The 12,817-nt window shown below is 61.1% G+C and carries 12 protein-coding genes and 1 pseudogene; 8 read left to right on the forward strand and 5 right to left on the reverse strand.

Translation table 11 applies throughout. From position 1 onward, the window contains the following. Nucleotides 1-90 precede the first annotated feature (90 nt). From cobJ to JFU37_RS09640, 5 genes are all read right to left on the reverse strand, one after another. Nucleotides 91-1,788, reverse strand: coding sequence for a precorrin-3B C(17)-methyltransferase (gene cobJ / locus JFU37_RS09620; protein ID WP_201115074.1), 1,698 nt, complete (start codon nucleotides 1,786-1,788; stop codon nucleotides 91-93). After that, a complete protein-coding gene (locus JFU37_RS09625) occupies nucleotides 1,788-2,519 on the reverse strand; it encodes a precorrin-2 C(20)-methyltransferase (protein ID WP_201116461.1) in 732 nt (243 codons plus the stop codon). Before JFU37_RS09625 ends, cobJ begins: the two co-directional genes overlap by 1 nt. Further along, complete coding sequence (locus JFU37_RS09630; protein ID WP_201115075.1) at nucleotides 2,519-3,145, reverse strand: precorrin-8X methylmutase; 627 nt, start codon at nucleotides 3,143-3,145, stop codon at nucleotides 2,519-2,521. The genes JFU37_RS09625 and JFU37_RS09630 overlap by 1 nt, the downstream gene beginning before the upstream one ends. Then, the gene (gene cobG / locus JFU37_RS09635; protein WP_242485722.1) at nucleotides 3,138-4,445 is read right to left on the reverse strand and encodes a precorrin-3B synthase; all 1,308 of its coding nucleotides are present in this window, start codon (nucleotides 4,443-4,445) and stop codon (nucleotides 3,138-3,140) included. Before cobG ends, JFU37_RS09630 begins: the two co-directional genes overlap by 8 nt. 167 nt (nucleotides 4,446-4,612) lie before the next feature. Beyond that, nucleotides 4,613-5,386 (reverse strand): hypothetical protein, encoded by a 774-nt coding sequence (locus JFU37_RS09640; RefSeq protein ID WP_201115077.1) that lies wholly within the window; start codon nucleotides 5,384-5,386, stop codon nucleotides 4,613-4,615. Between the two features lie 231 nt (nucleotides 5,387-5,617). On the opposite strand from JFU37_RS09640, the gene cbiE reads away from it, so the two are divergent. The 8 genes and pseudogenes from cbiE (at nucleotide 5,618) to JFU37_RS09680 (ending at nucleotide 12,531) form a co-directional block, all read left to right on the forward strand. Further along, a complete protein-coding gene (cbiE, locus tag JFU37_RS09645) occupies nucleotides 5,618-6,829 on the forward strand; it encodes a precorrin-6y C5,15-methyltransferase (decarboxylating) subunit CbiE (protein WP_201115078.1) in 1,212 nt (403 codons plus the stop codon). Then, nucleotides 6,822-7,919 (forward strand): cobalt-precorrin-5B (C(1))-methyltransferase, encoded by a 1,098-nt coding sequence (locus tag JFU37_RS09650; RefSeq protein WP_201115079.1) that lies wholly within the window; start codon nucleotides 6,822-6,824, stop codon nucleotides 7,917-7,919. The genes cbiE and JFU37_RS09650 overlap by 8 nt, the downstream gene beginning before the upstream one ends. Beyond that, nucleotides 7,916-8,644 carry a cobalt-precorrin-6A reductase gene (locus JFU37_RS09655; RefSeq protein WP_201115080.1) on the forward strand — a complete coding sequence of 243 codons (729 nt, stop codon included), beginning with the start codon at nucleotides 7,916-7,918 and terminating at the stop codon, nucleotides 8,642-8,644. The genes JFU37_RS09650 and JFU37_RS09655 overlap by 4 nt, the downstream gene beginning before the upstream one ends. Nucleotides 8,645-8,907: 263 nt before the next feature. Beyond that, a complete protein-coding gene (locus JFU37_RS09660) occupies nucleotides 8,908-9,195 on the forward strand; it encodes an addiction module antidote protein (protein ID WP_201115081.1) in 288 nt (95 codons plus the stop codon). A gap of 99 nt (nucleotides 9,196-9,294) precedes the next feature. Further along, on the forward strand, nucleotides 9,295-9,693 hold the full coding sequence (locus tag JFU37_RS09665; protein WP_201115082.1) for a DUF2946 domain-containing protein: 399 nt from the start codon (nucleotides 9,295-9,297) through the stop codon (nucleotides 9,691-9,693). Between the two features lie 48 nt (nucleotides 9,694-9,741). Beyond that, the gene (locus tag JFU37_RS09670; protein WP_201115083.1) at nucleotides 9,742-10,221 is read left to right on the forward strand and encodes a copper chaperone PCu(A)C; all 480 of its coding nucleotides are present in this window, start codon (nucleotides 9,742-9,744) and stop codon (nucleotides 10,219-10,221) included. Nucleotides 10,222-10,241: 20 nt separating this feature from the next. Then, nucleotides 10,242-10,690: pseudogene (locus JFU37_RS09675) on the forward strand (DUF2946 domain-containing protein). A 461-nt stretch (nucleotides 10,691-11,151) separates the two neighbouring features. Beyond that, complete coding sequence (locus JFU37_RS09680) at nucleotides 11,152-12,531, forward strand: PepSY-associated TM helix domain-containing protein (protein WP_201115084.1); 1,380 nt, start codon at nucleotides 11,152-11,154, stop codon at nucleotides 12,529-12,531. Nucleotides 12,532-12,817 lie beyond the last annotated feature (286 nt).

Genomic DNA, 12,817 nt, shown 5'->3' on the forward strand with positions numbered 1-12,817 from the left:
CAAAAACCGCCATTAAAAAATCGACATTTAAATCCATATAAAATTGTTTATCAGTTGATATAGCCGGCCTTGCGCCGGCTATTCGCTACTTTATGGCTTGCTGCCATACCAGCGCGGCGTGTACACCCATTCCCCACCTTCTGAACGAGGAAAAGCACAGGTGGTCGAGGACCCCACAAGGACCATGGTTCGCATATCCACTTGATCGGGGGTCAGTTGCCCCAGCGTCGTTACTCGCAAGGTCTGCCCTGGGCGGCCAATGTCGCGGCCCAGTACGACGGGCGTCTGAGGAAGGCGATGCTGCGCGACGATCTCCAGCGCACGGCCCAGTTGCCATGGTCGTGAACGAGAGATCGGGTTGTAGAAAGCCAGTGCCAGATCGGCTTTCGCGGCCAGATCCAGACGTTTCTCGATGATCGACCAGGGCTTGAGGTTGTCCGACAGCGACATGACGCAGAAGTCATGCCCCAACGGCGCACCGGCCTGCGCGGCGGTAGCGAGCGACGCGGAAACACCCGGCAGAATCTCGAGATCCACGGCGTGCCAGTTCGCATCCGTGGATTCGTGAAGGGCTTCCAGCACGGCGGCGGCCATCGCGAAAACCCCCGGATCGCCCGAGGAAACCACCACGACCGAACGTCCCTGGGCCGCCAGCTCGAAGGCGTGGCGAGCTCGCTGCATTTCTTCACGGTTGTCAGTGCAATGCAGCACCTGGTCGGCGCGAAACGGCCCGGCCATCCGCACATAGGTTTCGTAGCCCAGCACATCATTGGCCCGAGCCAGTTCCGCCTTGACCGCGGGCACCATCAGTTCGGCGGCACCAGGCCCCAGGCCGATCACCGCCAGACGCCCGCGCGGTCGTCCGATCTGCGACGGGTCCAACGGCTGCTCGGCGATTGCAATGGCAATGGTGTCGTTGCCAAGGAGGGAAACTGACTGGCCGACGGCGTTTCGGGCCAGTTCACTGAGATCCCCGTCAGCGCTGGCAAACCGCAATGGCACGCCCAGCTCAAGCGCCGCTTCACGCAACGTCGGGCTGGCCATTTCAGTGTCAGCGGCCAGCAGGCAGGCCAGCGATTGCAGGGCGACTTTTGCCTGATGCAATGCCTCGCGCACCGCCTTCGGCACATTGGCCACGCCAGCATTCACAGCGACCACCACGTTGCGCGGGTAGATCAACAACTCATGGTCCGCTGGCGTTCGTTCGCCATGGCCCACATGAACGGTCAACCGCGCCTGTTCATTCTCCGGCAACTGGGCTTGCGCCAACCACGGCGCCGCACCTTCGATACGCACGGTTTCACCGGCCAGCAGATCGGACACGAAACGCTTGCCCAGTTCCAGATCGCCAAGGGCATAACCGCTGGGTGGATTGAGCAGGCAGGTGCCGAAACGCAGTTCACCGCTGGTGGTGATCGCGGCTGAGACGTCCAGCGCAGCGGCAATTTCCCGCGCCATCACATTCACGCCGCCGAGGCCGCCAAGCAATGGCACCACTGCGCTACCGTCTTCGGCCACTGCCAGGACTGGCGGCTCGGCGCCTTTTTCCAGCAGCAACGGCGCCAGCGTGCGGATCACGATCCCGGCTGCACACAACGCAATGATCGGCGTGTCCTGTTGATAAAGCTCACGCAGGGTCGTACCGAACTCGCGATAGACACGGTCCGCACCGTCAACGCGTTCGGCCAGGCCGTGGATCTGCGCACCGGGGTACAACTGTTGGATACCGCGTGCGGTGGCGAGGCTGCCATTGCCGAGAATGACAATTGCTGGAACAGGACGAGTCATCAGCCTTGCCACCTTTCGCCGGGAACAATAATCAGCGAGAAGTACGGCGAGGACATCGGTTCGACCTGATCCAGCGGGACGATTTTCTGGTTGGCCATGGTGGCGCGCTCAACGTACAGCGCGCGTTCGGCCAGGCCGAGTTCTTCCAGCACCTGGCGAACCTTGGGAAAGTTGCGCCCCAACTTCATGATCACCGCCGCGTCGGCATCGGCCAGTCGACGTTTGAGATCGTCGTGAGGCAACACCCCGGACAACACCGACAGACTCTGATTGCGATACACCAGCGGTGCACCGAGTACCGAGGCACCGCCAAGCATCGAACACACACCCGGCACGACTTCGGCTTCGTAACGCTCGGAAAGGCGATCGTGCAGGTACATGTAAGAGCCGTAGAAAAACGGATCGCCTTCGCAGATGACCGCCACGTCGCGACCCGCATCGAGATGCGCCGCGATTTCCTCGGCGGCGTCATCGTAGAAGTCGCTGATCACTTGTTCGTAGGACAGCGGTGCCGGCAAGGCTTCAGTGGTCACCGGGTAGACCAGCGGCAGCAGATTCTGTGCGGCTTGCAGATGCGCTTCGATGATGCCGAAGGCATTGCCCTTTTTGCCCTTGGCGACGAAATACGCCACCACCGGGGATTCGCGTAGCAGGCGCAGCGCCTTGACGGTAATCAGTTCCGGATCACCGGGGCCGACACCTAGGCCGATCAAACGTCCAGGTTGCTGCATCATTCGATCTCCGTGGCGAGGGCATTGACGGCCGCAGCGGCCATGGCGCTACCGCCCAGCCGGCCCTGCATGATGACGAAAGGCACGCCACGGCTGTTCGCCGCGAGCATCGCCTTGGATTCGGCGGCACCGACGAAGCCCACCGGGAAGCCAAGGATCAGCGCCGGTTTCGGGGCGCCGGCGTCGAGCATTTCCAGCAGATAAAACAGCGCGGTCGGCGCGTTACCGATCACCACCACGCTGCCTTCCAGATACGGGCGCCACAATTCCAGCGCGGCGGCGGAACGGGTGTTACCCAACTCGCGGGCCAGGTCAGGAACGCTTTCATCGCGCAGGGTGCAAATGACCTCGTTGTTAGCAGGCAAGCGAGTGCGTGTCACACCTTCGGACACCATCCGCGCATCACACAGAATCGGGGCACCGGCGGCCAGCGCATCGCGCCCGGCCTGGCCCGCGCCTTCGGAAAATTGCAAGCCGTCGATGGCCTCGACCATGCCACAGGCGTGGATCACACGTACCGCGAGTTTCTCCAGATCGGCCGGGATTCGGTCGAGGTTGGCCTCGGCACGAATGATCGCGAAGGAGTTGCGATAGATCTCCTGACCGTCGCGGATGTAATCAAGCATCAAGGGAGCTCCGTGAGCGGGCGTCGAGCAAGGCGGCGACCGCTTCAATAGTAAGGTTGCGTGCGTGCAGGGCGCCGAAACCCGGCTGCGCTGCATCGCGAAAATATAGATCGTAGTGACCCGGGGCGACGGCCAGTAATGTGAACGGCGCTGTATGTGCCGCAGCGCAAGAGCGCGAGCACCCACTTAAATGCACGTTCGGCACATGACCCTGTTGCTGCAACAGCGCAGCCAGTTGCAGGGCATCGCCCTTGGTATCGGCCAGTCCTTTGCCGCAGCCGTTTGAACCGGTGCAGGCGATCAACCGGGACAACGCCTGATCGGCTTCGCACATCAGGCCCAACCGTTGTAGACGCCGAATGACGTGCGCGGCATTTTCGATACGGACATTGGGTAACAGCACACTTTGCCAAGGCGTGAAACGCAGGCTCGCGTCGCCGAACTCGTGCGCCAGTTGTGCCGCCCCCCGAAGCATCGCGGGATCGAGCCGCCCCAATGGCGGCACGGCACCCACATACACAAAATCTGCCTCGGCCTGGGGGTGAGCGCCGATGTGCAGCGCGTTTGAGCCAGGGATACGCTGCCAATCGGCAACAGCTTGGATCGGCACACACTCGGCCAGTCGAACCCGAATGTCCTCGACCGGATGGTCAGTCAGCAAATGGCGCATACGGGTTTGCTCGGGGCGCGCAAGTTCGAGGAACAACGCAAGCACCGCGACCACCAGGGCATGACCATCGCCCAGTGCAACCGAGCCCGCGGGCCTGTCCGTCGGGCATCCCGCCAGACCGAACGCCAGCCGTAATGTTCCGTCGCGCTCAAAGGCCGAGAGCCATAGGTCATGGGGATGTTCGAGCATCGCCAATGATTCGCCGCCATCGAGTTGCACCGCGAACTTGGCGCTGAGGTCGTGGAACCGTTCGTGACTCTGCACCGAAGCGAGTATTTGTTCAGCCAGTGGCCGGGTGTCGAACACGCTCTGCCGATCAATCCCGGCGCTGGGGCTGAGCATCAGGTTGCGCACATCATCGCCCGCCGCCGTTCGTGGCCCCAAACCAACGGCCAACAGGCTGTCGATCAGCGCCGTTTGCGCACGGCCAATCCCGCGTATCTGCAGGTTGGCCCGGTTGGTTGCCTCAATCGCCCCGCTGGCGAAACGCTCGGCTGCACCCGCTACGGCCTCGGCCTGAACGCTGCTGATCGAGCCACCGTCCAGCTTGATCCGACAAATACCACCGTCCAGCGCCGGGACAATACGCAATAGCCCCGGGCAGGCCGAGGGGCGTAAGGCAGAGGACAACGGACGTTCGTTCAAGGGGGTGTGACCCGTTCAGGTGGCGAGGCACTTCGCGGGCGAAGCGGGCGGTATTATGCCTGCTTTGCAACGGGGTATGAAAAGCTTGTCGGACAACGAGCGCATTAACGCCCCCGGTTACCCGCCACTGTCGAATGAACGCTCGAGCCTTCTCACATCCGCAGGAGATAGTCGCGGCTGCGCTCTGTGATTTTGGCCCGCATCGCGGTGGCCACCCCGTCGAAGCGTTTGCGGTCCAGGGTGAACGTCCCGAAGTGCTGAATCAGCGTGACGTCATGCTCCAGCCACTTTACGAACAGAAACTGCTCCGGGTTCACAGCGGCCAAATACCATGAATGAATCAGCATGAGCGTCAGTCTGCCGCGGGCATCATAGGCGCAGGGCATGGTTTGAAATTGTCGCCCCCGCTCTCTCCCGCTGGTTTGTGCCAATAGCATGGATGCCTGCAGATTGCCTTTCAACGCCTCAAAAGACTCCATCGCTGCGGTGTACATCGGCCCACTGGCTTGCGGTTTCAGTGTGTCGAGGATTGCATGGGTAATGGGTTCGTACAGAACAGTACGTCGGCTTTCGAGCATGACGGGACGCTGATGAATCCAGCCAAGGTGCCAGAGCCCCAGCGTGTAATGTTGCAACCACTCATACCACTCGGTTTCCCGGTCATACTTTGTGTCCGTGTATTGTTCCAGATAAAGCGCACAGTCCAGCACACTTTGTTCATCGTCTTCGGAGACGACTCCGGCGACAGAAACAATCGTGCTGCCCGCAATGGCTGCCCGAGTATGGATGGAGGCTGTGCGGGGCTGAGCGACTGCCAGCGAGCGTGGTGTGATTGGCGCTACATAATCGTCAGATGCCGAGGGCATCAGGCCCAGAAAGTCCAGGCGTTGTTCCATTGTTGGAAAGTCGGTGGATAGATCGAACATAAAATTCCTTTTTATGTAGTTTGATTAGTTAATCTCAGCACGAATTAACACCTCAAATTAACCAGATACTCTCCACGCCAACAATCGGCGAAGTAACTCAGGATATTTAATCTCGCTCAGACACGTTAATGACTGACCCGCCATACATTCCAGTACGGCCGCGGTATCATTGCGCGCAGGCCCGAACCCGGTTGCAACCAACGCTGTGGGTCATTTTTTCAAGGAGCAGGCATGACGCCCTGGCTGACGGTAGTAGGCATCGGTGAAGACGGTTTCAAAGGGCTGGGCAAAAACGCCCGGCACGCACTGTTGCGTGCATCGCGGATTTTCGGCGGTCAGCGGCACCTGGATTTGCTGCCCCCGTGCATTCGTGCCGAGCGCCAGCCGTGGCCCAGCCCGTTCTCCCTCGATGCATTGTTGGCGATGCGTGGCGAGCCGGTTTGCGTACTGGCCAGCGGCGACCCGATGTTCTTCGGCGTTGGCGCCAGCCTGGCCCGGCAATTGCCCGGCGACGAAATGTTGATCCTGCCGGCACCCTCCTCTTGTTCCCTGGCCGCTGCGCGAATGGGCTGGCCGTTGCAGGAGGTAGTGACACTGTCGGTCGTCGCCCGCCCCATCGCCGCGTTGAATGCACACCTGTTCAGCGGTGTTCGTCTGCTGGTGCTCAGCAACGATGGCGAAAGTCCTGCCGCGATTGCCGCGCTATTGCGTGAGCGCGGGTTCGGACCCAGTCGCCTGAGCGTGCTGGAACACTTGGGCGGCGAGGCTGAACGACGCCTCGATAGCGTTGCCAACGAATGGACCGATCCGGCTATTGCCGACTTGAACCTGATTGCCATCGAATGCATCGCCGAACCGAACACGCCACGCCTGTCACGACTGGCCGGCCTGCCGGACTCGGCGTTCAAGCACGACGGTCAGCTGACCAAGCGCGATGTGCGCGCGATCACCCTCGCCCGCCTCGCCCCGACACCCGGCGAACTGCTGTGGGACGTAGGCGCCGGCAGCGGTTCGATCGGCATCGAGTGGATGCGCGCCCACCCGAGTTGCCGGACGCTGGCCATTGAGGCGGATGAAGGTCGACAGCAATTGATCGAGCATAACCGCGATGCACTCGGCGTACCCGGCCTGCAATTGATTCGCGGCAGTGCGCCGCACGCCCTGGCCGGCCTCGAACGCCCCGACGCAATCTTCATCGGCGGCGGCGTCACCCGCGAAGGCGTGCTGGACGCCTGCTGGGCCCAACTCAAACCCGGCGGCCGACTGGTCGCCAACGCCGTCACGCTGCAAAGCGAAATGACCCTGATGGCCTGGCGCGAACAGCACGGCGGTGAACTGACGCGTATTCATATCGCTCAAGCGCAGCCGCTGGGGGATTTCGATACGTGGCGCCAGGCGCTGCCGATTACCTTGCTGGACGTGGTCAAAGCCCTCGATGCGTGACGAAACCGCCGAACAACCCGCGCCTCTGCGCAGCGGCCTGACCACCGGCAGCTGCGCCACCGCCACCAGCCTCGCCGCCGCTCGCCTGTTGCTCAGTGGCGTGAGCTCGGACGCCGTGGAAATCATCCTGCCCAAAGGCAAGCAGGTGCAGATGCGCCTGGAGTTCTGTCGGCTGATGCACGATGGCGCCGAGGCCGGGACGATCAAGGACGCGGGCGACGACCCGGACGTGACCCACGGCGCCCTGCTCTATTCCCAGGTACGCCTGAGTGCCGAGCGGGGCGTCCGTTTCAGTGCCGGACGTGGCGTCGGCACGGTCACCCGACCGGGTTTGGTTCTCGGCGTCGGCGAACCGGCGATCAACCCGGTCCCGCGCAAGATGATCACCGATCACTTGACCCTGCTGGCCAAAGAACTCGATTACGGCGGCGGTTTCGAGGTCACGGTGAACGTCGAAGGCGGCGAAGCACTGGCGCTGAAAACCATGAATCCACGACTGGGCATTCTCGGCGGCCTGTCGATCCTCGGCACCAGCGGGATTGTCCGGCCGTTTTCCTGCGCGGCCTACATCGCCTCGATCCACCAGGGCATCGATGTGGCAAAAACCAACGGTTACCTGCACATCGCCGCGTGCACCGGCAACGCCAGCGAAGACACCATGCGCCGCGTCTACGCGCTGCCGGAAATCGCCCTGATCGAAATGGGCGACTTCGTCGGCGCCGTACTCAAACATTTGCGCAAAGTGCCTGTGGATAAACTCAGCCTGTGCGGTGGCTTCGGCAAGATCAGCAAACTGGCGGCCGGGCACATGGATTTGCACAGTCGACACTCGAGCATCGACCTGCCGCAACTGGCCGAATGGGCGGCGGCGGTCGGTGCCGAGGAACCGTTGCAGCACGCCATTCGAGAAGCCAACACCAGCCAACAAGCCCTGGCGATGGCCAGCGCGGCGGGCATCGCGCTGGGCGACACGGTGTGTCAGCACGCGCTGGATTTCGCCCGCAGCGTGGTGCCGGCGCAGGTTCAGGTTGAAGTGTTTGCCATCGATCGTCAGGGCGGGATTGTCGGCCACGCAGGAGCTTTTCAATGAAACGCATTTTGTTGCTCGGCGGTGTGACGGAAGCCCTGGCCATCGCACGGACACTCGGGCCCGAACACATCTATAGCCTGGCCGGAGTCGGTCGCGTGCCAACCGATTTGACCTGCCAGGTACGCGTCGGTGGCTATGGCGGCGCCGAAGGGTTGGCGCAATTTATCCGTGATGATGGGATCGATCTGCTGCTGGACGCGACCCATCCTTACGCGGCACAAATCAGTCAGAACGCAGCGACCGCCGCGCAGTTGAGTGGCATTCCATGCTGGGCCTTACGGCGCCCGGCCTGGCAACCGCAAGCCGACGATAACTGGCGCGAGGTCAGCGACTGGGCGGAGTTGATTGAAACACTGAAACCTTTTCGGCGACCGCTGTTCACCCTGGGACGCGAACCGTTGCAGCACCTGCAAGAAATCCCGCCGGAGCAATTCTGGACCCTGCGTGCACTGGACGTTTATCCGGGCAACGAGCGCTGTGAAGTCATCGGCGCGCGCGGGCCGTTTCTGATCGAGGATGAACGTGAACTGTTTGAGCGCCGGCAGATTGATGTGCTGATCAGCAAGAACAGCGGCAGCACCGCGACCGAACCAAAACTGGAAGTGGCACGGGAGCGAGGGGTGCCGGTGATTGTGTTGAAGCGGCCGGTGTTGCCGGGGGTGGATCGGGAGTTTGGGGCGGCGACAGATGTGCTGGCAGCCCTAATAGAAGAAACCCGCACGTAACCTGTAGCAGCTGGCGAAGCCTGCGTCCGGCTGCGCAGCAGTCGTAAATCCTGACGCCACGGATTACCTGCAAGATCGTGGTGTGAGATTTTTCGACTGCTGCGCAGCCGGACGCAGCCTTCGGCAGCTGCTACAGAAATGCGCAACGCCCTACATATCTATCGGAACTCACACACACCATTTTCCAAACCGGCTGACTAGTCGGATCACTACCCTGTCCCTATGTTACTGAGCTCCTTCAAATAGACTGCTCGGAGACTCCAATGCCCGAACACACCCGCTTCGATGCCGCTGAATTTCTCAAAACACCGGAAGAAATGGCCGCCTACCTGGATGCGTGCTTTGAAGAAGATGCAGGGGACGGAGTGCTCATACGTGCCGCACTTAACGACATAGCTCGAGCACAAGGCATGACACAGGCCGCGCGTGATGCGGGTCTGGGTCGTGAAAGTCTGTACAAAGCATTGGGCAGCACTGGCAATCCAGAATTCGCGACTATTATGAAAGTCATGAAAGCCTTGGGCCTGCGCTTGCATGCCACGGCACGCTGATTGTGCTGCGACACCACACCGCACGCCGCTTTTTTACTTATCGGTCCTGATCAGGCTAAATAGCCGCGTCTGATCGCCCACCCCAACCGGATCTGTCCCATGTCCCGACAACGGCTTGCAATTGCCTGGATCGCCTGCTTCGCAGTGCTGTTCAACCTGCTCGCCATGCCGATGACCGGAGCGATGGCACAGACGGTGAAATCGCCGGCCGAACAGTTGTTGTGGGGCAGTTTCTGCACCTCCAGCGGCACGAAGATGGTGGCGATCTCTCTGGGCGATATCGAGCAAAAAGCCCCGCAGAGCGACGATCATTCCAACATGCAGCATTGCTGGTGTTGCTCCGGCTCTGCTTCGCTGATGGCGCTGCCCGGGCATGTGCCGCAGCTGTATTTCGCGCACTTCGAAGCCAATCGAAGCCTGCCCGCCGCCTCTCTCGACACCCCGACACCGCGCCAGCAATGGCCAAGTCTTAATCCCCGCGCGTCCCCTCTGGTGTGATTCCTTTTCGCAATTGACCTGCGTTTTGAATCGCTCTGGAGAACTGCCATGTTGAACAAACTCATCGTTCTGGCTGCGTTGCTGCTGCCTGCCTGCTTTGCCAATGCCCACGAATACAAAACCGGCGAACTTGAAATCACGCACCCTTGGTCGCAGGAATTGCCACCCAATGCGCCGACCGTCGCGGCGTACTTCGTGATTCACAACAAAGGTAAAGCCGCCGACCGGCTGCTCAGTGTCGACACGCCGATCGCAGGCCTCGCCCAGTTGCACGAGCATGTGATGCAGAACGACTTGATGAAAATGCAGCAGGTGCCGAGCGTCGAAATCCCGGCCGGAGGCACCGTCACGTTTGCGCCGATGGCCTATCACGTGATGCTGCTGGAACTCAAAGACCGCAGCCTGCTGAGCGACGGCAAACGCTTCCCGCTGACGATGCATTTCGAGAAGTCCGGTGACGTGACCGTCGAGGTCGCTGTGCAGAAAGCAGCGCCCGACGCCATGCAAGAGCACGTGCACACGCCGTAATCAGCAGAGCTGAAACGCCCATGCGCCCGCTTAGCGCTAGGTCATCCGCAGCACGCCGTCAGCCATTGAGCCTGACCCACGGCAGCTGGATCAGCCTGTTCGCCATGTTGATGATCTTTATCGGCCCACTGATTTCTCAGTCGATGCCGATGGATCAACGCAGCTCGGCTTTGATGAACGTCTCCATGAGCATGTCGATGGACATGAGCATGGACAGGTCGGCAATGGAGCACGGCGCGCAAGCCACCGCCGAGCACTGCCCGCCCAAAGCCTCCCATCACGCACTCTGGGAAAAATGCGGTTACTGCAGCCTGCTGTTCAATTGCCCGGCACTCACCGGCGGTGTGACATTCGCCGCTTTCGACACCCCGCCCACTAACACATTCACCACCCCCTCCCCCGTCTGGGCCACGCCCGGCAAACCTTCTTCCCCGGCGCCCGCACCCGCGCCCCGCCCATCGTCGCGTAAACACCCACCTCAGATTTCACACGGCCCGCACGACAGCCAAAACAACCTGTGGGAGCGAGCCTGCTCGCGAAGAGGGGCAGTCAGTCAGCATAAATGTCGTCTGGCATACCGCTTTCGCGAGCAGGCTCGCTCCCACAGGAATTGCGCAGGCTGCCGGACGTGTCGTTTACGACTGTTCGAGGGAAATTGTCATGTCCAGGTTTTCTGCTGACACACGCTTGAGCCCTGCCCAAGCGTCGCCGCTAACGATCGTCACTAACCCCAAGGACCCGCAGGCCATAAAAGAACAGGGGCGAACGCTCTGGACCAGAGTGGACATGAGTTTCTAACAAGAGAAAGTCAAAAGATCGCAGGCTACGCCAGCTCCTACATTGGAGCGCGTACACCCTGTAGGAGCTGTCGAGTGAAACGAGGCTGCGATCTTTTCAAGACAAATTGAATCGCCAAGCGGAGCACACCTAATGAAACAACCCAAACCGAATTTCTACAACCTGGCCTGGCGCTGGCATTTCTATGCCGGTCTGTTCGTCGCGCCATTCATGGTGATGCTGGCCCTGACCGGCATCATTTACTTGTTCAAGCCGCAGCTCGACCCGTTGATGTACGACAGCTTGATGAACGTCCCCGCCGGGCATCACAGCGTCCCGGCCGACGACCTGCTCAAGCGGGTGAAAGACGCGTATCCACACGCGACCATCAAACAGTACCTGCCACCGGTCAACGCCGAGCGCAGCGCGCAATTTGTCGTGCTCAATGGCGGCAGCGAGCTCAACGTGTTCGTCGATCCGTACCACGGCGACATCCTCGGCGAGCAAGATGCAAAGAAGAATCTGCAAGCCGTTGCGCGAGCGATTCACGGTGAGTTGATGATCGGTACGGTTGGTGATCGACTGGTCGAACTGGCCGCCGGCTGGGCCGTGGTGCTGGTGGTTTCCGGCGTATTTTTGTGGTGGCCACGCGGGCAAGCCGCCGGCATATTATGGCCACGGCTGAACAGTCGCGGGCGCGTGCTCTGGCGTGACCTGCATGCCGTCACCGGTTTCTGGGGCGCCACTTTTCTGCTGCTGATGCTGCTCAGTGGCATGACCTGGACCGGGTTCTGGGGACAGAAATACGCGCAAGTGTGGAACGTGTTTCCGGCGGCTATGTGGAACAACGTGCCCACGTCAGACGTCGAGGCGCGGACGCTCAATACCGCCACTCGCCAGACCGTGCCATGGGCGATGGAAAACACACCGATGCCAATGTCCGGCGACCACGCCGAACACATGTCCCACGGCGGCGCACAAGCCGGCCCTGCCGCACCGACCATCAGCCTGCAAGACGTGCAGGACATCGCCGAACAGCGCAAGGTCGAACCGGGTTACAGCATCACCTTGCCAACCACCGCCACCGGCGTGTTCACCATCGCAGTGTTCGCGGATGACCCGCGCAACGACGCCACGTTGCATGTCGATCAGTACACCGGCGATGTCCTCGCCGATGTGCGCTGGGAGCATTACGGCACCGTCGCCCGCGTCACGGAAACCGGCGTGATGTTGCACGAAGGCAAGATGTTCGGTGCCTTCAATCAGATCGTCGTGCTGCTGATTTGCCTGATGATTTTGCTCAGCGCGGTCAGTGGTGTGGTGATCTGGTGGAAGCGTCGGCCACAGGGCAAATTCGGTGTCCCGCCGCTACGTCACGACCTGCCGAAATGGAAAACGGCGATGGTCATCATGTTTGCCCTGGCGGTAGCGTTTCCGTTGGTGGGCGCTTCGCTGATCGTCGTATGGCTGCTGGATCGACTGCTGCTGTCGCGCCTCAATCGGCACACCGAACCTGCCTCGACTTCATCGTAAAAAACGTTCCGCGCTCCCACAGGCTTCCCCCAATCCCTGTAGGAGCGAGCTTGCTCGCGAAGGACGTTAACGATAACGCGTTCTTCCTGAATAAACGCGTTGCGCTCAAGTCCATCGTCGGAACGCCGCCCGGAGCAAGCTCGCTCCTACAATTGATCGGTGTTGCCTGCAATGTTTGCGCCCCAATGTGGCGCATCGCCTCGCACCACCGCGCCAGACGCGGCCCTTCATGGTGCGCCGCCAAAGGGCGCAACCGCTCTAACACGACATTTCCCTGCCTTTTGCC

This window comes from Pseudomonas sp. TH41 (assembly GCF_016650695.1).
Classification (GTDB): Bacteria; Pseudomonadota; Gammaproteobacteria; order Pseudomonadales; family Pseudomonadaceae; genus Aquipseudomonas.